The organism is Methanocalculus taiwanensis (assembly GCF_024372745.1).
In the GTDB taxonomy this organism is placed as follows: Archaea; Halobacteriota; Methanomicrobia; order Methanomicrobiales; family Methanocorpusculaceae; genus Methanocalculus; species Methanocalculus taiwanensis.
The window spans coordinates 13,877-31,718 of the sequence record NZ_VOTZ01000011.1 but is presented as its reverse complement, the minus strand read 5'-3'; the positions used below and the strand labels follow the sequence as shown (position 1 = coordinate 31,718).

Sequence of the window (17,842 nt, the reverse complement as noted above, 5' to 3'; positions counted from 1 at the left end):
GATCCCACAAGGAGCGGTAAAGCAGTTCTGAAGAACGCTTCTTTAGCGGCATTTACGCCGGTTTCAACATTGAGAGCCATATTTTTTTAACCTCAGGATTTTTCTTCAGAGAACAGAGCCGTAGAGGCCCTAACATAGATTACGAACGTCCACGCTGCAAAAGGCAGAGCGACCGCCGCAAGGAATCCAAGAACCCCAAATACAACAGGATCCATACTCAGAATAGAGGAAAGAAGAGATTAATTGATAGGAACAATTATGAACGCCGGTAATCAGAGATCAGCCGATCCATAACCTGATCATACGAGACCCGGCCCCCGGCCTCTCTCTCCAGATCCGCCCGGATCCGCTTCAGCCGATCATATACCCGATTGGAAAGAGAGATCTTCCACCATCCTTTTCTCTCTTCTCCAGCCATCAGGCAGGCCCCCGGATGATATACCGCCGACCGTCTGCATCAATCACCCAGACCTCAGCACCCGCCGGGATCGTCTTGATATTCCAGGGACGATGAGCGATCCGCGTACGTGCAACAGCAGCAGATCCGATCCGCCGGGATGATAGGCACTTTATTTGTATTCTTCTTGTACGGCCATTTTTCCGAGCCGTAAGATCCCAGCCCCGCGAACCAGGAGAGAGGGAGACAGACCACCCAGACCCACGCAGCGATCGAGCGATCTTCTCTTCACACGACCGCCCCCGGTCATAATTCCGGCCGTAATTATCCCGGCCCTTCTTTGTGCTTTGTGCCTTTGTAGCAGCCATCATATCATCCCAGATGCTTTGATGATCTGGTTACTTCATGAGCCTTGATAATATTATGCTTACCAGTAATATGATCATACTCGAGTACATCATGCCTATCAAGATCCCGGTTAATCAGGGAGAAGTCCGGGATCAATGCTTCAGCATACCGGATATCCTGAGGAATGAGGAATTTAAGCAGATAAGACCAGTAGCATTGAGACCATAGAAGCTTTGGAAAGTCTTGTATCCTTTGTGTGAGGAACCAGAGACAGATCCCCCGGCCCCGGCCTTCTCTTGATATGAGCTCAAGGATCGGAGAGGGAGAATAAGCATTTTTGTTAAAGTTATGAGCCTCTTCAACGATGATCACCCGCTCTTCTCCAGCCGCATACAGCCGATCCAGGAGATCAGTATAATGAGCGATCAGATCTCCGATCATCATCCGGGGAGACGGTACAACCAGGACATAGGGATACTTCACCAGCCGATCCCAATTGTAACTTTTCCCAGGACGGATCACCACCCGCACCACTCCAGCCAGGGAGATCAGGCCGCCGTGATTCTTTGTCTTTGTATCCAGGATGATAAACGGCCGTTCTTCCTTTCGTAGTTGTTCAACCAGGGATCCCACAAAGTAACTTTTACCGCTGCCAGTAGGCCCCGCGATCAGCCGATGCACAGACCCGGAGAGATCCAGATCCATATCAGATCCCCGGGACCATCATATCATCGAGCCGGGACATCCAGGAGGGAACCGGCCCCGGATGAGGATCGACAGGAGCAGGAGCCCGGCGCCGCTCTTCTCTGATCTCAGCCTGATCGCCCTCTTCATCAGGATCTCTTCTCTTCTTCTCTTTCTGTTTCTTCTTCTCCTCTTCTCTCTTGTATATCGCCATAGCAGGAGGAGCGCAAGCAAGAGCAAGACCGGCCAGCCCGGCCACAAGACCGAGCCGGGGATCATCTGGTACGGAACCATCGGGGAAATAGTGCCAGAACGCACTATTCAGGAACGGCCGGGAGAAGCCATCATAAACGGCCGTGTTTGGAGGAGGGAGCCTTTCTTTTTTGCAGTAGTCAGCCCCGGTACTGATCGCCATATCCAGGAGAGCGATCGCCGGATGATCACCCCGATCCTCAGCCCCTCCAGACCCCTCAGGAGAGCCGATCGGATCCTCTTCATCCGAGATATCAAAGTCCAGCAGATCATCAGTAATATCCTTATTGTTCTTAGGGAGATCGTCATCAGTCATCAGAACGCCTCACAAGCTCAAAGATCAGATCATACTCATCAATCTCTACCCGGCCCTTTACCCGGCCGTCTTTCTCCCACTTCTCTTTCAGCCGGGTATCATCCAGGAGCCTTTCAGCTATCCCAGCCAGCCGCCCGATCGCACCCATAGCCCCAAGCATTACGCCCGCCCCCGATATGCTGCACGACCCCGGCCATACAGATCACCATCTCCACCATAGGAGCGATCCGGGATCGCCTCTTCCAGATCCTCAGCAAGGGATTTTTTCTGATAGAGATACCAGAGAGCAGAGACCACACCCGCGACCAGGACAACCAGACCGATCCAGAGACCACCACCAAGACCGGCCGCCGGTACGGGAGAAGGGCCTGGAGGATGGCCGGGATCTATCTCTTCCTCCAGAGGAGATCCAGACACACCGGAGGCCGCCGGGATCTCCGAAAGTATCGAGACCTCTTTTTCTCCAGCCACGATCGGATTATCGGTATCACCCTCCAGAATACCGGGATCAGAAGGATCAACAGGATCAGCAGAAGATACAGATATCCCGTCAGGGCCAGATCCAGGAGTGTTATCGGTTTTTGAGGCATCTTTTACCACTTCTTCAAAGGTGTATTTTCCGCAAGTCGGACACTTATATTTAGGACGATTAGGATCGCGCGGAGTCCAGATCCGCCCGCAAGCCACGCATTTAAGCGTTTTAAGGTTTTTCCTCGGCATAAGAGAAAAGAGGAGAAAAGAGGAGAAAAAGAGATAGGAACAATGGAGGAAATCAGGAGAAAACAGGGATCAGATCCCCCTCACCGCAACCCTCAGCCCAAGCCAAGCCGTCATCAGATAGAACCCAAATAGGGAGAACAGATACAGATCCTCAGTGATGAGACCCACAGCCACCCAGGCAGTATTAGCCCCGATCCACGCCATAAAGCCCCCCGCCCTCACAGAGAGAGATGAGGAGGCCACACAGACCGCCCCGGCCATACCCAGGATCACCCCGATCCCTTTCAGGATCTCAAGCAGAGGGATCACCGAACCGGGAAAGATCCTTCTGATCCTTTGATAGCGGCCTCTTCACCAGAGGCCGCCCCCCCAGTTCACAGTCCAGGACATCATAGACAGACCGCTTATAATACCGGCAATAGTCCAGCCTCACCCCGGCAAAATCGCCGCCTTCTGTTTTCCTATACCAGGAGCAGCAGCCGCACCGCTCCATAAAGAGGAGGAGATCCGCCCCCCCGGTACTCACTCATCCACCCCCGGCCGGATCTGAGGAGATGCAGACGTTACCAGGAGGGCCCCGGCCGTGTTTCTCATAAACCGCCCGGATGAGCGCGGGATATTCAGCCCGGATAATGTGATCTCTGATCGTCATCACTCATCACCCCGGCCCCGCCGCATGATCCGCTTCACCGTCTTCTTTTCGCACTCCTCACAGACGTATAACAGCAACAACCCATCAGAGGGATCCCCCTCTCCAGCCGGACATATTGAACGCCTATACCCCGGCAACCCGGAACCACACCGCCGACAGGGATCACCCTCTCGCATATCCGGCACACGGAGATCAGCACAAGCGCAGGACTCAGGCAGGACAGGAGGATCCCGGTTCTTCTTCTTCAGGTACTCATCAGCCCAAGCCTGATCCACCTTCAGACTCATAAGAGATCAAACCCCTCAAAGATCTTTTGCCAGGACGGAACAACCCCCAGCCGGGCCGCCTGAGGATTTAGGCATCCCACATGATCCATGTTACGCGTACCGGGATCGCCGCAAGTAACAAAGAAACACGGACGGCCCCCGCATGAAACACAATGCCACATAAGGAGCGGGAGATCATCCCGATCACTCTTCATCAGGATCACCCGTAAGAACCTCTATACAATAGCCGTTCAAATTATCGTTTTTAAAGCCGTTCGTCCATTCAGCAGCACAGACGATCCGGCCATCAGCCGCCGGATCACGTTTAGGCCGTCCGCCGCCCCGCTTAGTTTTCCCACCCTCAGGAGAGGGAGCAGAGGCCCCCGTCTTCTCACCCTTGAATGATGGCAGGGCCTCGATGAGAGCAGAAGCCAGGGAGAACGCATCAGCCCGGCCGGCCAGATAATGAGCATCCAGGATGGATCCCCGGGCCCGGCATGATACAGAGAGGCCCCGGCAATCTTCGGACGCTTCACGGAGATAGGCCACTACCTCAGCCTGAGATTTAAAGTCTAAAGGCATCAGGATCGACCCCCCACCCGGATCGGCCGGGGATCATAATGCACATGATACCCCGTGATCTCCTCTTCTTTATCCAGGTATGACATAGCCCGCTTTTTCAGGGCCTTTTTTAGATCGGTCACGTTGACCCTCAAGGCCTCCAGGTAATCATCAGCCGTGACAAGATCCTTTACCAGATCACGCACCCGATCCCGGCCCAGCAGCCGGATCACTTCAGGCCCCGGTATATGTGCGTGTCGTTCCCAATCAGGATCTTCAATAGCCAGCCGGCCGGTATTGACAACATACCTGATCCGCTTCTCAGGCATCAGGAGATACAGGCCATGAGGGAGATCCTCTTTCGTGATCCCGCGCTTCAGAGCATCAGCCAGCAGGCCGGCCCGGTGATCTTCCATCTCTTTCAATTCTTTACGCCGGTTCTCAATCACCCGATCGCAGATCTCGATATCTTCAAGAAGGGTCATTCAGAGCACCCCCGGATCAGCATTGAGGATCTCCGTCATGCCCGGATAGTCACGGCCAACGATCGCCATGACATCGGCCCGAGAGGCCCCGGTGAGTGTCGCAATAGACGCGATCCGATTCTTGATGATACCCTGAGGATCGGAACCGTCAAGTTTCAGGGAGCGAGCCCAGGCACGGTACTGAAGAGCACCATCACGGATCGGGATATCGGAAAATTCTTTCTCCAGCCGGGAAAGGATCTGATCCTCCTGTTTCTGTTTCTCAGAGATCCGTTTTTCAGAGGCCGCGCCGTGATCGGATATAGCCGCATGGATGGCCTCCCATTGAGCCGCTACTTCTTCCTTGAGTTTCTCAGTCTGTTTCTTGAGGATCTCATACCGAATATCCGCCATAGAATTATCCTTTTCAGAGCGATCCCCGGTAAAATACTCTTTTATAAGACGGTTAATTAGAGTAGATACCTTAGCATCCGAATTTTCACAATAATTCTTTAAAAGTTGATGATTCTCTTCAGAGAGAGATATTGATGTAGAAATGCGAACCATCAGGATCGCCCCCGGATCTCAATACCCAAATCAGCACATTCTTTCATGATGCGGGAAAGCTGATCCTTTATCCGTTCTAGATCTGTCTGGAGAATATCCAGCAAGATCCCGGAATCAACTTGTGAAACATCAGGTTCATAAGACCCCCCCGTGAAGTAAGCAGCAAGGAGTTTTGATACCAAAACATCGGGAGACCGGCCCGATGCCTTATACTCATCAAGAGCTTTTGCCAGCTCTTCAGGGATGGAAATATCAATCTTCATCAGAGATCACCCACCCGGCCACGCGCGATCCATTGGCAAAATTCAGTGAAGTCTTCAGCAGATAGTACCGCGCCTTCTTCAGCAGACCAGGGAGCAAACAGGCCCTTCGATCCTTTCATCTCCACGCCAGGACGATCAACCGGCCGTTCAGCCGGATTAAACTCTACCACCCAGAAAGAAGAGCCTTCACCGGAACCCGGCCCTTTACCGCGCCCCTGTTCAACTACCAGATAGGCCGGGATCTCCAGTCGAGCCGCCCATTTCTTCATCACCACATACTGATTATATGGTACTAAAATCTGCGAATACGTCTTTTCATACCGCTTATACTCAAAAAGAGACCGCAGCATAGAGTTTTGTTCTATGACAACATCTATATCATACACGGAGCATTTTTCTATACCCCGGAGTGCAGCCGTGAAAGCGGATCTGTATCCGAGGTAGGCCCCAGGTGAACGGTCAGCGGAGGGATCATCTTTGGACGGAAGGCCCCCCCGGCCGTTCTGGCCTGATAACTTGTTCTTCCAGGACATGAGATCACGATCCTATGATGATATCGCCAGAAGGCCGCCCTTCCCCCTCATCCTGAGGATAGAGTGATGGAAACTCAGCCTTATGCGCCGATTGAATAATCAGCCTGATAACTACCGTATCAGCAGCATCAGGATAGGTGAGTTTAGCTTTCAGATCTCGATACATAGCCAGAACGCCACCGTTTAGGTTAACACTGGCTTTTAGAGACGTTTCACCGCCATCTAATTTTTTTACCGTTTTTTGCGGCATAATAATTACTAATACTGTTTTTTTAATAAGTTTATCGGTCGGAGTGTGAAAGTAAGAGAAAGATCAGATATTTATATATATATTATAACCAATTAGTAGTGGATTATGGTTAAAAAAGATAAAATGGTGAGATCGTTAACACTCACGATGAATGCACCTCTTAATGAGAAGTATGAAATAATCAAACAAGACCTCTTTGAAAAATATGGTATTGATTCAGATGCGCAAGTTATCAAAACTTTAATTGTAAGCTATTACAGGGATCATATTCTCACACTGATCCATCAACAATGTATAGATTATATTAAACAAGAGATTATGAACGATTATAATATTGACCCCGATCGTCTCGTCATTGAAGCTAAATTTCTCCCTAATAGAGTAGGGGAGATAATAGAGCCCTTTGATGATTATGAGGAGGAGGAGCATGACGGCGAACAATAATCTTCCTCGATAAAAGTAGTAGTAGTAGTAGTAGTATAGAGTACAGAGTACAGTACAGTAGTAGTAATAACATAAATTATGTTATCAATAATATTAATAGAGATCTCCACCCCCCCTATACCTTTTTTATGAGAATAAGCCCGTATCTCCCCCCGTTTCACCATCCCCCAAGAAAACCGCTCATATCAGCCATCTTTTTCAGAGGATGATCCATCACTTTACCCCCAAAAACGATCATTTTTCCAGTGGCAAACCACTTTGCCGGTGGAAAACCCCCACTTTTTGATCGAAAACCCTTCATTTTTTCAAAAAACACCCCTGAAAAATAAGCTCATTCTGAGGAGTTTTCAGATCGGGATCATATCCTGAGGATCTGAGGCCATATCAGCCCCGGATCACCATCTCATTTTTCATGAAAAACGATCACTTTTCCAGTGGCAAACCACTATGCCAGTGGAAAACCACTATGCCAGTGGAAAACCTCACTTTTTGATCGAAAACCGGCCCGGCCGTACTGCAGGTACTCAGGATCTCCACCCAGCCGGGATCCCCCCTTCACCCCTCCAGGAAGATCACCCGGCCCGGCCGTACTGCAGGTACTCAGGATCTCCACCCAGCCGGGATCCCCCTTCACCCCTCCAGGAAGATCACCCGGCCCGTCCGGATCTCTTCATACTTAAAGAAAACATACAGCCGGAAGGCCCCCATCATTGTAAGTTACAGCCGGGATCCCCCCTTCACCCTTAAAAAGTTCCTCTCATTTTATGACCTTTCAAAATGTTAGGGCGGTACTAAAGTGTGCGTACACGTACGCACATGTACGCACAGGAGAAAAGAAAATGAAATCAAAGGCAAAAAAGGAAATCTGCCCTTTACCTGAGAGAATCAGGAAAAGGATCACTCTCAGTATCGATCCTGATCATCACACTTTCATCAAGAACGAAGGCTTTAACGCATCCCGATTCTTCGATAGTGCGATAAATGCGCTTAAAACAAATTCTGAAAACAAAACGATCCTAATAACGACCGGAATAAGCCCGAATACCGAAAAGAAGATGGACCCGGCGGGATTTGAACCCGCGGCCTCTACGTTGCGAACGTAGCGATCTACCCCTGATCTACGAGCCCCTGGCAAAAAGATTAGAGAATAATCTCTATATCTAATTTTTCAGCCAGTTCCTTATATCTGTTCCGAATGGTGACCTCGGTGACGCCCGCCACCTCGGCAACCTCACGCTGGGTCCGTCGCTCACCCGAGAGGATCGAGCTGATATAGATGGCGGCGGCGGCAACACCAGTCGGACCCCGTCCGCTCGTCAGTTCCCGCTCTCCTGCCTGCCTGAGGATCTCAACGGCACGGCTCTGCACTTCACCTTTTAAGGTCAGGCCCGAGCAGAATCTCGGCACATAGTCAATCGGGGAGGTTGGTAAGAGCTTGAGCCCAAGTTCACGGGAGATGAACCGGTATGTCCTGCCGATCTCTTTCCGCGAGACACGGGATACTTCTGCAATCTCATCAAGGGTTCGTGGGACACTGCACTGGCGGCAGGCCGCATAGAGGGCAGCAGCTGCGACACCTTCGATGGAACGTCCGCGGATCAGGTTCTTGTCTACAGCATCACGGTAGACGACCGCCGCCGTCTCACGGACATTCCTCGGAAGACCGAGGGCAGATGCCATCCTGTCAAGTTCGGAGAGGGCGAATGCGAGATTCCGCTCGGTAGCATTCGAGACACGGATACGCCGCTGCCACTTCCTGAGACGGTACAGCTGTGCCCTGTTCTTTGATGAGATGGCGCGGCCATAGCTGTCGCGGTTCCTCCAGTCAATCATCGTCGAAAGACCCTTATCATGGATTGTAAAGGTCATAGGGGCACCGACACGGGATCGCTTCATCCGCTGATCATGATCAAAGGCACGCCATTCAGGACCGCGATCGATGAAGTCATCATCAAGCACAAGGCCGCAGCCCTGGCAGACAAGTTCGGCCCGCTCATAGTCATGGATAAGCTGTCTCCCGCCACACTCAGGGCAGACAGTCTGGATATGCTCTTCGTACTTCTTCTTCTCAACTACAACCTCTTTCTGGCGTAATTTCTGTGCTTCACGCTCAGATTTTAGTTGCTTTAACTTCTCTATCTCCTGCATTTATTCACCTTCTCTTTCACAAAGAGCTTCTCCCCTTCCAGAACACGGCAATCATTCTGGCATATGATCGTCGCATAGGGAGCTGCTATATTTCCAAATAAATCAACTATCCGTCCAACCGGTTTCATACGGCTATCCACCACATCACAGAAGAGCGGCGGCAGCTGTCCTGCGTCACACGCTGCAACCAGAAGGCGATCACCACAATTACGGAGTATTCGTCCTGCAAATTTCAAATTTAAGCCTCATGGGATATCCGAATGCAATTCGGTAACTTTATATAATTATATATGTGTTTTAGATCCTATTTAAAAGTATCGACAACATATAAAAGTTAGAAGCGGTGGAACAGGCTTCTCTCAGGACTCAGCACTCGTAACGCTTCATCTTCAGTTAGTCCTGCACCGCGTGCAACCAGCCATCTGGCCTCACGATCCAGCAGGTCACGCGGTTCATGGGCATCAGACTGGACGATCAGTTCGCACCCACATTCGCGTCCCGTCCGTACCACATGCCCGTTCGTCCTGTTATGCCCGTTCCGGGATGTGATCTCAAGATATACGCCATTCTCTGCCGCCGTCTGCGCATCCTCACGAGAAATTAGACCAGGATGAGCAAGAATATCAACATCCTTACAGGAGACTGCGGCCCTGTTTGTGCCCGGTGCCACCGGTTCAACAACCGTCTCGCCATGCACAAGAACGATATCGGCCCCGAGCTCTTTTGCCTCACGGGCAATTGAATGGATCTCTTCAGGGGGGACATGAGTAATCTCCACCCCACAGAGGAGCCGGACACCAAAGAGTGATGCAGACTGCTTCAACCTGTTGACTGCACCGGTAACATCAGAGAGATTGGTTGCATCGACATGGTCAGAGATTGCCACAGTCGAATAGCCAAGAACTGACATCCTCCTGATCATCTCGATCGGGAGCATATCGCCATCCGAGAGAGTGCTATGGCAATGGAAATCGTACATGCCGATCATTGCCTCTCCGCAAGCTTTCGTGAAACCTTTTTAATCAGCGATTCCTTGCTCCCGTTCCAGTCGAGCACAAGGCGGCCTTCGCGCCTGAACCAGTGTGCAGGGTGGGAATGCGGCTCTATCTCAGTATTAGTCGCGCCAACCTGCCGAGCCGCCCGCTCTATCTCCTGGATCTTTGGAGCTTTCAATGCATACGTTGTATTGATCCTCCTGCCTTCTGCACGTGTCAGTGAAGGGTTGAAGTAACAGGGGTACAGGATCCGGCGAGTTCCCATACCTACTAGATCCGCGATGAACCTATAAACAGATCACGCCAAGTATCTATATGCATCATATCGACGTCCATATGGAAAAGGACATATTTGATGGCAATACCCGCCTTGCAGAGGCAAATGCACGCCACCTTAAAGAACACGGCGTCAGGGCATTTGATCTGCTTGGTGCTATTGGTTCCGGAAAGACCGCGCTTATCGAGAAGCTGGTGCCAATCCTGAAGGCGCGGGGGCTTCGCGCAGGTGCCATTGCAGGCGATGTCTATGGCGATGACGATTTCCAGCGTATTGTGAGAACAGGCATCCCGGCATATAATGCAAATACCGGAAAAGAATGCCATCTTGATGCCCACCTCGTCGAACATGGACTGGAGCACCTTCCCCTCAACGATATCGACATCCTCTTCATCGAAAATGTCGGCAATATGGTCTGTCCGACCGATTTTCAGCTCGGCGCTGAGAAGCGGATCGTCGTCATCAGCGCAACAGAAGGTGATGATGTCGTGAACAAGCATCCGATGATGTTTCGGGGGGGCGATATTGCCGTCATCAACAAAGTCGATCTTGCGCCTTTGATCGGATCCAACCTCGACAGGATGGAGAAAGATATTCGGAGATATAATCCTGAAATGCCGGTATTCCGTACAAACCTGAAGACAGGCGATGGCACGGAGAGACTTCTTGACGCCATCCTTTCGGAATGATCAGGAGATAAAGGAACCCAAACTTAAATATCTCGTAAAGTGATATATAGAGAACTCCAATTTGGGAAAACCCATACGCGAGATACTATCTGATACGAGGAGAATCAATGCTCTGGCAAGGAAGATCAATTCGAAAATCAACAGGCGGACGCTACCACTCCGCACAAGGCAAGAAGCGTTTTGAGATCGGAAGATCTCCGGCAGATACAGTCATCGGAACCACCCGTACCCGCATCATCCGCACCCGCGGAGGTAACAGCAAGATACGGGCACTCCGTGCAGAATTCGCTTCTGTTTCTGACAGAAAAACCGGAATAACAAAGAAAGTCGCCATCGAGAAAGTCGAGGCCAACTCCGCAAACCCAAACTATGTCCGGAGAAACCTCCTTACAAAAGGCGCCATCATCAAGACAGAGATCGGGCGCGCCCAGATCGTATCCCGCCCAAGCCAGGACGGCACTGTCAACGCCGTTCTGATCGAATAAACCGATAAAACCTCTTTTTCACATTTTTCTACAAAGCAAAAGCCAATTTGCGCAGACCTCGGGCAAATGACACAGGCATCCTTCCACTGCGCACCAGCCAATCGGGGGAGAGAGTTTATGCCATGTATCATCACATATACGAGTATTATGCGTCGCATCTCCTACCAGTTTCCAAACCGTTGTGATCTCGTCTTCGATCATGACGTGCCGTTCTCCCGTGCAATCTCTTCAATATGCAGGATGGATGGGAAGCAGACGAACTTCAGAACAGATCTCGGCCTCTTTAAACGTGAGATCAAAGTCGAGATCGCCTCAGATAAGACAGGCTTTGAGAGGGTCAGGACAGATACGGAGTTCATCTCAGATATCACCGAACGTGCAGATTTCACATTTCGGATCAGAGACACGCTTCTGAAGGGCGATGGCCGGTATCCTGCAGCAGATTATACCTTCCTGCTCAGAGTCGATGACAAGAGGGGAAGGGTCGAGTGTTTCATCGTTCATGAGGGAAGAACGGGCGAGATTGACTCGCTTGATCTGAAGAATCTGCTGAAAGGTGCTCTCAGTTGAGCCTGAAGACGGTTGTGGCAGCAGCCTTCAGACACCTGAGAAAAGAGCGGCTTCAAAAGGTTGAGTTCATCTATTACATCTCAATTGACCGTAAATGGATGAACAAGGATCAGGCTGCGCTCCTTCTCGAGCGGGCACGTGATGAGGGTCTGATCATCCAGAAGGATGGTACATTTGTCCCTGCTTTTGATCCTGCAGAGGTGGATATACCGCTTGGATTCAAGCCATCAGGAGACGTCCTTGAAAAGCATGACCCTGTCGAGCGGCTGGTTGCGGATATTGCACGAAAAGCAGGAGCCGAAACGCAATCGATCTATGCTGAGATGAACCGTATCATCTCAGATACATTCCTTGGAAACCTGATGCCCGAAGCAGCAGTCGTGATACTGGCGCGACGGTACCAGGTTCCATTTGGAACATACAAACCTGAGCTCAAAGAAAAGCTCATGACACAAACAAATTCAAAAAGCGATTGAGAACAAAAGAAGAAAGGCTTATTCAGCCTTTGCTTCCTCTTTTGGGCCCAGGATATCAGCAAGAGGAGTGGCGCCGTATTCAACGACTTTCACATTGATCTGGACAAAGTCCTGTGTGATCTCTGATCCGCGGACGGTCTTACGCCTTCGCTCACCTTTCTTTGTCGGGTTAAAACCAACACCGCCCCCAATAAGGAGATGGCGACGGGAGGAACCCGGAAGGCCATTCCGTGCGGGAATCCCGGTTTTATCACTGCCACCGGTGATCTCGATACTATACCCGTCAAGCCCGATTGCGCCACCATCAATTCTGGATGATATTGCTTTTCCGATAAAGGCGCCAGCTGCACCCCCACCTGCTACAGTATTGTAGGAACGGCCGGTTTTTGGGTCTGACACAACAATTTTTAAGTCAACCATGTATTGAAACAACTCCTCGTTCTATTTCGAAGCCGAAGTACCCATACTGTTTGAGTGTCCCGGTTTATACTACTTACCCCAGAAGGGATTCTCCTTTCTTCTGATCATGGCATACTCGGCAAGGGCTTCCTGTGAGCTGATATTGATATGCGCCATCATCTCAGTCTCAAGCACCTTCACATGCCGCTCAGGGATCTGCACATACAGGGTATCACCCACACTGATCTGGCGCCCCACAGTCGGGCCGTCAATGGAGACTGCTATCTCCATTCCTTCTGTTGCCTCGGTGACGGTCTCCCCCTTATCCTGCATCATCTTGATCGTCCCGACGGTGCGGCCGTCAGGCGCCATCAGGTCAACCTTTGGCCTGAGAATCCCGGCAAGGATACGGACACCGACAACAGCAGGACCGCTCTGCCTGAAAACGCAGTTTGGAAGGAGCTGGAACTTTGCAGGCATAATAACTGCTTCAAACTGCTGAGCTTTATGGCGGCGGATCTGCTCATCCCTCCATTCAGTATAATCATCAATAACCCGGTAGATGATATCGCCGGAGAAGACGACGATATCCGCATATCGTGGATCCTTCAGCATCTCGGATACGTCAGGAAGGATATCGGTATTGAAGCAGATGATCACCTTATGGAGAGGGTCGCGCATCGTCTCCAGCTCAATAATATCATGCCTGCTGACTGGACCTACATCGGCACGCATGATCTCGATCTCTTTTGCCTCCAGCTCCTTTGAGAGCGCCTCAAGCGCCCCAATTGTATCTGCCTTGATGCTGATCCCAAGACCTGAGAGGGAGATATTTGCAGCCTGCATCTCGGCATCGATTGAATCGATCATCTCCTGGCGATTCCCTTTAATTGCCCGGAGAGGGGAACCCGAGATCACATCATCCAGGTTTGGCGCAGAGAGCTTGACCCCCGCTGCCGCAGTCACCGACTTCACCCGTTCGAACCGGTCTTCGATTAGGATCTCCTTCATCGGCCTTGGTTTTAAGAGGGAGCGGATCTTGGTGACAATGCACCCATTTGTTCCTGCGACTGCAATCTCATCGCCTACTGAGAGCATGCCATCATAGAGGATCAGGTCAAGTGTCATCCCAAGACCCCGCTCTTCCTTCACTTCAAGCACAGTTCCCTGTCCCGGACCCTCAGCGGTGATCCTGAGCGATTCGGTGAGGTACCGCTGGGCAAGGCCTATCATCACCATCAGGAGATCCGGCACACCTTCTCCGGTGATCCCCGAAGACGGGACAATGGCAATGTTACGTGCAAAATCCCTGACACGATCATATCGTTCCGAATTAAACCCAAGATCAGAGAGTGTCCCGACAAGCTCATACAGACGGGTTTCAAGGATCCCTTGCACCCGTTCATTCTGTTTGGCAAATGTCTTCTGGAATGGTTCGTTCGGATGGATCCGCCATCCCGGGATGCGATCCACCTTCGTTGCCGCGATGACAAACGGGGTCTTACAGTTTCTCAGGATCTGGAGGGCTTCCTGGGTCTGCTGCTTGAACCCTTCATTGATATCAACAACAAGGATCGCTATCTCCGCAAGTGCCCCTCCGCGTGCGCGAAGAGTGGTGAAGGCGCGGTGTCCGGGAGTATCGATGAAGAGGAGGCCGGGAATATTGATCTCGGTTGCAGCCGAAACCCCGCTCATCTCGCGTATGGATTCGATTGGTATCAGTGTCGCCCCGATATGCTGGGTAATGGCGCCAGCTTCAGAGTCAACGACCTGAGAGCCCCTGATCTTATCCAGAAGCGACGTCTTGCCGTGGTCGACATGGCCGAGTACACAGACAATAGGTGTTCTGATATTCTTCTTTGCCATTTCTCCATCTCCCTCCGAAAAGCCGTGATATCTCGGATTACACCGAAAAGTGATACACTATAACGCATTCGGAGTATTAATATTCTTTTGAGAGCCCTTCGTGAACCTGTTATGAGAAGCTGGCAGGGTGCAATCCGTTAGGTTCAATACTGTTTACCTATAATAATAACGAGCATTTATGCTAGGGTAGGGTAGCTGGACATCCTATAGGACTGTGGATCCTTTGACCCGGGTTCGAGTCCCGGCCCTGGCCTGAATCACCTTTTTCTCATAATAATTGTAAAAATGGCAATAATTCCTTATATCCTTCAAAAATTGGCTTGTTGGACAATTTTGCGTCTTCATTCCTACACCGTTACCTATAAGAGCCCCTGCGCTCTTTCATCGCTATGAGATGAAGAAGGTGCATCTCACCAGTCTGGAGTGAATGAACATGTCTGATGGAACAAAAAAGCCAAAACCGCAGCTTGTGGGCGAACGGATGGAGACCTGCGAGCTTGATAGGGCGAAGATGTCCCTCATGAACCCGAAGGTGATCCACGAGAAGGTGGAGGAGCGGACGATCGACGAACTCGCAAAGAAGACGATTGAGCACTGCCTGAAAGAAGGTATCGAGACCGTCTGGGACAGGAGCGAGATGCAGGAGCCGCAGTGCAAATGGTGTTCAACCGGCCTCTCCTGCAGCAGGTGTACGATGGGGCCGTGCCGGATCATCCCTGAACGGAACCGTGTGCGGGGTGTCTGCGGAGCAGATGCAGATCTGATTGTTGCCCGGAACCTGCTTGATATGCTAACAACTGGTGCAGCTGCCCATTCCGATCATGGGAGGGAGATTGCAGAAACGCTGTTGCTTGTAGGTAAAGGAGAAAGCAGCGGCTATACTATTAAAGACACTGAAAAGCTGTTTGCCATTGCAGAAGAGTACAATATCCCAACCGACCGTGCGGCAATCGAGGTGGCCCATGATCTTGCTCTTGCTTTCCTTGATGAGTTCGGGACGATCAAAGGTGAATTAGAACTCTGCCGGAGAGCCCCGGATGCCACATACGCCATCTGGGAAGAAGCAGGCATCCTGCCGCGGGGGATTGACCGGGAGATTGTTGAGGCGATGCACCGCGTCCATATGGGTGTCGGGGCACATTACGCCAACATGCTCCTCCATGGTCTGAGAACCGCACTTGGAGACGGGTGGGGCGGATCGATGATTGGAACAGAGGTCTCCGACATCCTCTTCGGCACCCCGACACCTGTAGAGTCGATGATGAACCTCGGCGTTATCAAAGAAGATCAGGTGAATATAACGCTCCATGGCCACAACCCGATGTTGTCGGAGATGATCGTTGAGGCTGCGGAGAGCGAAGTGATGCAGGCTCTCGCAAAGAAGAACGGGGCAACCGGCATCAACCTCATCGGACTCTGCTGTACAGGCAACGAACTCCTGATGCGGCGAGGCATCCCGATGGCAGGCAACCACTTCAACCAGGAACTGGTGATAGCAACAGGTGCGCTTGATGCGATGATTGTAGATTACCAGTGTATCTTCCCCTCACTCCCACGAACGGCAAGCTGCTTCCATACAAAGATCATCTCGACAAGCCAGAAGGCAAAGATACCGGGCTCCTACTATGTCGAGTTCTCGCCTGAGAATGCCACCGAAGCGGCTGAAACAATCGTCATGACCGCAGTTGAAAACTTCAAAAACAGGATTCCTGAGAGGATCTTCATACCGGGAAAACCAGTTGCAGTGACTGCAGGATTCTCGGTGGAAGCGATCACAAAGGCACTCGGGGGGACTCTTCAGCCACTTGTCGATGCCATCGCAAGCGGAAAGATAAGGGGTGCTGTCGGGATCGTCGGGTGCAATAACCCAAAGATCAAACACGACTATGGGCACGTAACCCTGGCAAAGGAACTGATCAAGCATGACATCCTCTGTGTTGAGACCGGGTGTGCAGCAGTTGCCTCAGGAAAGGCAGGTCTCCTAACACCAGATGCCTGTTTCCTTGCCGGTGACGGGCTGAAAGGGATCTGCAAGGCAGTCGGCATCCCGCCGGTTCTTCATATGGGCTCCTGTGTAGACTGCTCACGAATCCTTGTCCTCCTGGCAGCTCTTGCAAATACCCTCGGCGTTGGCATCCATCAGCTCCCGGTTGCGGGTGCGGCACCTGAATGGTATTCGCAGAAGGCAGTATCCATAGGAGCATATTTTGTTGCATCCGGCGTCTATACCGTCCTTGGACCGATGCCGAATATCAGCGGCAGCCCCGCTGTTATCGATCTCCTCACCAACGGGCTGGAAGGCGTTGTGAATGCGAAGTTTGCAGTTGAGCCCGATCCATTGAAGGCAGCAGAGCTGATTATAACCCACATTGAGGAGAAGAGGAAAGCACTTGGCATCTGAGAGGAAAAAGCGAATCCCGCAAAAAAGCGGAAAACAACAGCCACTTTCAGGACTCAGGGTGATTGTCACCGGGAAAGGCGGTGTCGGGAAGACAACCTTCACCGCTCTCCTTGCCGGTGAGCTGAGAGAGAGAGGGCTCTCTGTCCTTGCAATTGATGCTGATCCACAGGAAGATCTCTCATATTCACTTGGATTCTCACAATCTGAGATTACTCCTGTAACAAAGAACAGGGCATATCTGGAGGAGAAAGTGGGAGGAAGAGGGATCATCAATCTCAACCCCGACCTCTCGGATATTGTCACCCGCTGTGGTACCAGAAGAGCAGACGGGATAGGCCTCCTCGTTATGGGAACTGTGGACTCCGCCGGGGGCGGCTGCCTCTGTCCTGAGAATACCATCATCAGGAGTATCGCAAGGCAGGTTCGCGTAAAAGATGGGGAGGCAATTTTGATGGACACCCCCGCCGGGCTTGAGCATTTCGGCCGCGGGCTTGGCAGGGGTTTTTCGCACCTGATCGCAGTATCCGAGCCAACCGCACAGGCACTCAGAACGGCATGCAGAACCGCCGAACTCGCAGGCGAACTGGGCATTCAAAACCGGTTCCTTGCCATAAACAAAATTCGGAATGAAGAAGACTTCCAGATATCCCGTGAGATTCTCGGAGATACAGACCTTTTTGCAGAGGTATTCCATCTTCCGTATGATGAGGGGCTCACCAGACAAAAAGAACTGACAGCACTTGCAGCCGGAGAGAAACGCCCGCTCACAGAAGCTATCGCAGGGATCGCTACCCTGCTATTAAAAAAATAGAGGAAATA

The 17,842-nt window shown here is 51.4% G+C and carries 29 protein-coding genes and 2 tRNA genes; 8 read left to right on the top strand and 23 right to left on the bottom strand.

The features are described from left to right. Nucleotides 1-256: 256 nt before the first annotated feature. The 16 genes from FTO68_RS06300 to FTO68_RS06225 all read right to left on the bottom strand — a co-directional run bounded on the left by FTO68_RS06300 (nt 257) and on the right by FTO68_RS06225 (nt 6,273). On the bottom strand, nt 257-418 hold the full coding sequence (locus tag FTO68_RS06300) for a hypothetical protein (protein ID WP_255332535.1): 162 nt from the start codon (nt 416-418) through the stop codon (nt 257-259). After that, nucleotides 418-768, bottom strand: coding sequence for a hypothetical protein (locus FTO68_RS06295; RefSeq protein WP_255332534.1), 351 nt, complete (start codon nt 766-768; stop codon nt 418-420). Before FTO68_RS06295 ends, FTO68_RS06300 begins: the two co-directional genes overlap by 1 nt. Before the next feature lies 1 nt (nt 769). Continuing rightward, on the bottom strand, nt 770-1,450 hold the full coding sequence (locus tag FTO68_RS06290) for a type IV secretory system conjugative DNA transfer family protein (RefSeq protein ID WP_255332533.1): 681 nt from the start codon (nt 1,448-1,450) through the stop codon (nt 770-772). 1 nt (nt 1,451) lies between these two features. Then, entirely contained in the window at nt 1,452-1,997 is a 546-nt protein-coding gene (locus FTO68_RS06285; protein WP_255332532.1) for a hypothetical protein, read from the bottom strand. Beyond that, entirely contained in the window at nt 1,990-2,157 is a 168-nt protein-coding gene (locus FTO68_RS06280; RefSeq protein WP_255332531.1) for a hypothetical protein, read from the bottom strand. Before FTO68_RS06280 ends, FTO68_RS06285 begins: the two co-directional genes overlap by 8 nt. Beyond that, nucleotides 2,157-2,597, bottom strand: a complete 441-nt coding sequence (locus FTO68_RS06275) for a hypothetical protein (protein ID WP_255332530.1) — start codon at nt 2,595-2,597, stop codon at nt 2,157-2,159. Before FTO68_RS06275 ends, FTO68_RS06280 begins: the two co-directional genes overlap by 1 nt. A gap of 189 nt (nt 2,598-2,786) precedes the next feature. Next, nucleotides 2,787-3,026, bottom strand: coding sequence for a hypothetical protein (locus FTO68_RS06270; protein ID WP_255332529.1), 240 nt, complete (start codon nt 3,024-3,026; stop codon nt 2,787-2,789). After that, nucleotides 3,010-3,243 carry a hypothetical protein gene (locus FTO68_RS06265; RefSeq protein WP_255332528.1) on the bottom strand — a complete coding sequence of 78 codons (234 nt, stop codon included), beginning with the start codon at nt 3,241-3,243 and terminating at the stop codon, nt 3,010-3,012. The genes FTO68_RS06270 and FTO68_RS06265 overlap by 17 nt, the downstream gene beginning before the upstream one ends. Then, entirely contained in the window at nt 3,244-3,369 is a 126-nt protein-coding gene (locus FTO68_RS06260; protein ID WP_255332527.1) for a hypothetical protein, read from the bottom strand. Next, a complete protein-coding gene (locus FTO68_RS06255) occupies nt 3,369-3,656 on the bottom strand; it encodes a hypothetical protein (RefSeq protein WP_255332526.1) in 288 nt (95 codons plus the stop codon). The genes FTO68_RS06260 and FTO68_RS06255 overlap by 1 nt, the downstream gene beginning before the upstream one ends. Before the next feature lie 183 nt (nt 3,657-3,839). Next, a complete protein-coding gene (locus FTO68_RS06250; protein ID WP_255332525.1) occupies nt 3,840-4,217 on the bottom strand; it encodes a hypothetical protein in 378 nt (125 codons plus the stop codon). Further along, on the bottom strand, nt 4,217-4,681 hold the full coding sequence (locus FTO68_RS06245) for a hypothetical protein (RefSeq protein ID WP_255332524.1): 465 nt from the start codon (nt 4,679-4,681) through the stop codon (nt 4,217-4,219). Before FTO68_RS06245 ends, FTO68_RS06250 begins: the two co-directional genes overlap by 1 nt. Then, nucleotides 4,682-5,074, bottom strand: coding sequence for a hypothetical protein (locus FTO68_RS06240; protein WP_255332523.1), 393 nt, complete (start codon nt 5,072-5,074; stop codon nt 4,682-4,684). A gap of 152 nt (nt 5,075-5,226) precedes the next feature. Further along, the gene (locus tag FTO68_RS06235) at nt 5,227-5,490 is read right to left on the bottom strand and encodes a hypothetical protein (RefSeq protein WP_255332522.1); all 264 of its coding nucleotides are present in this window, start codon (nt 5,488-5,490) and stop codon (nt 5,227-5,229) included. Next, nucleotides 5,490-5,840 carry a hypothetical protein gene (locus FTO68_RS06230; protein WP_255332521.1) on the bottom strand — a complete coding sequence of 117 codons (351 nt, stop codon included), beginning with the start codon at nt 5,838-5,840 and terminating at the stop codon, nt 5,490-5,492. Before FTO68_RS06230 ends, FTO68_RS06235 begins: the two co-directional genes overlap by 1 nt. 187 nt (nt 5,841-6,027) lie before the next feature. Then, nucleotides 6,028-6,273, bottom strand: a complete 246-nt coding sequence (locus FTO68_RS06225; RefSeq protein ID WP_255332520.1) for a hypothetical protein — start codon at nt 6,271-6,273, stop codon at nt 6,028-6,030. Nucleotides 6,274-6,378: 105 nt separating this feature from the next. Between FTO68_RS06225 and FTO68_RS06220 the strand changes: the two genes are divergently transcribed. After that, a complete protein-coding gene (locus FTO68_RS06220; RefSeq protein ID WP_255332519.1) occupies nt 6,379-6,717 on the top strand; it encodes a hypothetical protein in 339 nt (112 codons plus the stop codon). Nucleotides 6,718-7,773: 1,056 nt separating this feature from the next. On the opposite strand, the gene FTO68_RS06215 is transcribed toward FTO68_RS06220, so the two are convergent. From FTO68_RS06215 to FTO68_RS06195, 5 genes are all read right to left on the bottom strand, one after another. Continuing rightward, nucleotides 7,774-7,845, bottom strand: a tRNA-Ala gene (locus FTO68_RS06215). Nucleotides 7,846-7,857: 12 nt separating this feature from the next. Beyond that, the gene (locus FTO68_RS06210) at nt 7,858-8,865 is read right to left on the bottom strand and encodes a transcription initiation factor IIB (protein ID WP_255332518.1); all 1,008 of its coding nucleotides are present in this window, start codon (nt 8,863-8,865) and stop codon (nt 7,858-7,860) included. Next, on the bottom strand, nt 8,853-9,101 hold the full coding sequence (locus FTO68_RS06205; protein WP_255332517.1) for an H/ACA ribonucleoprotein complex subunit GAR1: 249 nt from the start codon (nt 9,099-9,101) through the stop codon (nt 8,853-8,855). Before FTO68_RS06205 ends, FTO68_RS06210 begins: the two co-directional genes overlap by 13 nt. A 98-nt stretch (nt 9,102-9,199) precedes the next feature. Continuing rightward, nucleotides 9,200-9,853: a histidinol phosphate phosphatase domain-containing protein gene (locus FTO68_RS06200; protein WP_255332516.1), complete on the bottom strand. Its 654-nt coding sequence runs from the start codon at nt 9,851-9,853 to the stop codon at nt 9,200-9,202. Then, complete coding sequence (locus FTO68_RS06195) at nt 9,850-10,125, bottom strand: signal recognition particle subunit SRP19/SEC65 family protein (protein ID WP_255332515.1); 276 nt, start codon at nt 10,123-10,125, stop codon at nt 9,850-9,852. The genes FTO68_RS06200 and FTO68_RS06195 overlap by 4 nt, the downstream gene beginning before the upstream one ends. 50 nt (nt 10,126-10,175) lie before the next feature. Between FTO68_RS06195 and hypB the strand changes: the two genes are divergently transcribed. The 4 genes from hypB (at nt 10,176) to FTO68_RS06175 (ending at nt 12,357) form a co-directional block, all read left to right on the top strand. Beyond that, entirely contained in the window at nt 10,176-10,826 is a 651-nt protein-coding gene (gene hypB / locus FTO68_RS06190) for a hydrogenase nickel incorporation protein HypB (RefSeq protein ID WP_255332514.1), read from the top strand. A gap of 107 nt (nt 10,827-10,933) precedes the next feature. Beyond that, complete coding sequence (locus tag FTO68_RS06185) at nt 10,934-11,311, top strand: 30S ribosomal protein S8e (protein ID WP_255332513.1); 378 nt, start codon at nt 10,934-10,936, stop codon at nt 11,309-11,311. A 147-nt stretch (nt 11,312-11,458) separates the two neighbouring features. Beyond that, on the top strand, nt 11,459-11,881 hold the full coding sequence (locus FTO68_RS06180) for a hypothetical protein (RefSeq protein WP_255332512.1): 423 nt from the start codon (nt 11,459-11,461) through the stop codon (nt 11,879-11,881). Then, a complete protein-coding gene (locus FTO68_RS06175; RefSeq protein WP_255332511.1) occupies nt 11,878-12,357 on the top strand; it encodes a DUF2240 family protein in 480 nt (159 codons plus the stop codon). The genes FTO68_RS06180 and FTO68_RS06175 overlap by 4 nt, the downstream gene beginning before the upstream one ends. A gap of 18 nt (nt 12,358-12,375) precedes the next feature. Here the strand turns inward: FTO68_RS06175 and FTO68_RS06170 are convergent, their stop codons facing one another. Next, nucleotides 12,376-12,777, bottom strand: coding sequence for a 30S ribosomal protein S6e (locus FTO68_RS06170; protein WP_255332510.1), 402 nt, complete (start codon nt 12,775-12,777; stop codon nt 12,376-12,378). Nucleotides 12,778-12,846: 69 nt separating this feature from the next. After that, complete coding sequence (infB, locus tag FTO68_RS06165; protein ID WP_255332509.1) at nt 12,847-14,622, bottom strand: translation initiation factor IF-2; 1,776 nt, start codon at nt 14,620-14,622, stop codon at nt 12,847-12,849. A gap of 180 nt (nt 14,623-14,802) precedes the next feature. Between infB and FTO68_RS06160 the strand changes: the two genes are divergently transcribed. From FTO68_RS06160 to FTO68_RS06150, 3 genes are all read left to right on the top strand, one after another. Further along, nucleotides 14,803-14,875 (top strand) — tRNA-His (locus FTO68_RS06160). 180 nt (nt 14,876-15,055) lie between these two features. Beyond that, on the top strand, nt 15,056-17,023 hold the full coding sequence (cooS, locus tag FTO68_RS06155) for an anaerobic carbon-monoxide dehydrogenase catalytic subunit (RefSeq protein ID WP_255332508.1): 1,968 nt from the start codon (nt 15,056-15,058) through the stop codon (nt 17,021-17,023). Beyond that, on the top strand, nt 17,013-17,834 hold the full coding sequence (locus FTO68_RS06150; protein WP_255332507.1) for an ATP-binding protein: 822 nt from the start codon (nt 17,013-17,015) through the stop codon (nt 17,832-17,834). The genes cooS and FTO68_RS06150 overlap by 11 nt, the downstream gene beginning before the upstream one ends. Nucleotides 17,835-17,842: the final 8 nt, after the last annotated feature.

Bases quoted from the DNA above. Each gene is read 5' to 3' on its own strand.
- FTO68_RS06300 (WP_255332535.1), bottom strand. From the start codon at position 418: ATGGCTGGAGAAGAGAGAAAAGGATGGTGGAAGATCTCTCTTTCCAAT.
- FTO68_RS06295 (WP_255332534.1), bottom strand. From the start codon at position 768: ATGATGGCTGCTACAAAGGCACAAAGCACAAAGAAGGGCCGGGATAAT.
- FTO68_RS06290 (WP_255332533.1), bottom strand. From the start codon at position 1,450: ATGGATCTGGATCTCTCCGGGTCTGTGCATCGGCTGATCGCGGGGCCT.
- FTO68_RS06285 (WP_255332532.1), bottom strand. From the start codon at position 1,997: ATGACTGATGACGATCTCCCTAAGAACAATAAGGATATTACTGATGAT.
- FTO68_RS06280 (WP_255332531.1), bottom strand. From the start codon at position 2,157: ATGCTTGGGGCTATGGGTGCGATCGGGCGGCTGGCTGGGATAGCTGAA.
- FTO68_RS06260 (WP_255332527.1), bottom strand. From the start codon at position 3,369: ATGACGATCAGAGATCACATTATCCGGGCTGAATATCCCGCGCTCATC.
- FTO68_RS06255 (WP_255332526.1), bottom strand. From the start codon at position 3,656: ATGAGTCTGAAGGTGGATCAGGCTTGGGCTGATGAGTACCTGAAGAAG.
- FTO68_RS06250 (WP_255332525.1), bottom strand. From the start codon at position 4,217: ATGCCTTTAGACTTTAAATCTCAGGCTGAGGTAGTGGCCTATCTCCGT.
- FTO68_RS06245 (WP_255332524.1), bottom strand. From the start codon at position 4,681: ATGACCCTTCTTGAAGATATCGAGATCTGCGATCGGGTGATTGAGAAC.
- FTO68_RS06240 (WP_255332523.1), bottom strand. From the start codon at position 5,074: ATGGCGGATATTCGGTATGAGATCCTCAAGAAACAGACTGAGAAACTC.
- FTO68_RS06235 (WP_255332522.1), bottom strand. From the start codon at position 5,490: ATGAAGATTGATATTTCCATCCCTGAAGAGCTGGCAAAAGCTCTTGAT.
- FTO68_RS06230 (WP_255332521.1), bottom strand. From the start codon at position 5,840: ATGCTGCGGTCTCTTTTTGAGTATAAGCGGTATGAAAAGACGTATTCG.
- FTO68_RS06225 (WP_255332520.1), bottom strand. From the start codon at position 6,273: ATGCCGCAAAAAACGGTAAAAAAATTAGATGGCGGTGAAACGTCTCTA.
- FTO68_RS06220 (WP_255332519.1), top strand. From the start codon at position 6,379: ATGGTTAAAAAAGATAAAATGGTGAGATCGTTAACACTCACGATGAAT.
- FTO68_RS06210 (WP_255332518.1), bottom strand. From the start codon at position 8,865: ATGCAGGAGATAGAGAAGTTAAAGCAACTAAAATCTGAGCGTGAAGCA.
- FTO68_RS06200 (WP_255332516.1), bottom strand. From the start codon at position 9,853: ATGATCGGCATGTACGATTTCCATTGCCATAGCACTCTCTCGGATGGC.
- FTO68_RS06195 (WP_255332515.1), bottom strand. From the start codon at position 10,125: ATGGGAACTCGCCGGATCCTGTACCCCTGTTACTTCAACCCTTCACTG.
- hypB (WP_255332514.1), top strand. From the start codon at position 10,176: ATGCATCATATCGACGTCCATATGGAAAAGGACATATTTGATGGCAAT.
- FTO68_RS06185 (WP_255332513.1), top strand. From the start codon at position 10,934: ATGCTCTGGCAAGGAAGATCAATTCGAAAATCAACAGGCGGACGCTAC.
- FTO68_RS06180 (WP_255332512.1), top strand. From the start codon at position 11,459: ATGCGTCGCATCTCCTACCAGTTTCCAAACCGTTGTGATCTCGTCTTC.
- FTO68_RS06170 (WP_255332510.1), bottom strand. From the start codon at position 12,777: ATGGTTGACTTAAAAATTGTTGTGTCAGACCCAAAAACCGGCCGTTCC.
- infB (WP_255332509.1), bottom strand. From the start codon at position 14,622: ATGGCAAAGAAGAATATCAGAACACCTATTGTCTGTGTACTCGGCCAT.
- cooS (WP_255332508.1), top strand. From the start codon at position 15,056: ATGTCTGATGGAACAAAAAAGCCAAAACCGCAGCTTGTGGGCGAACGG.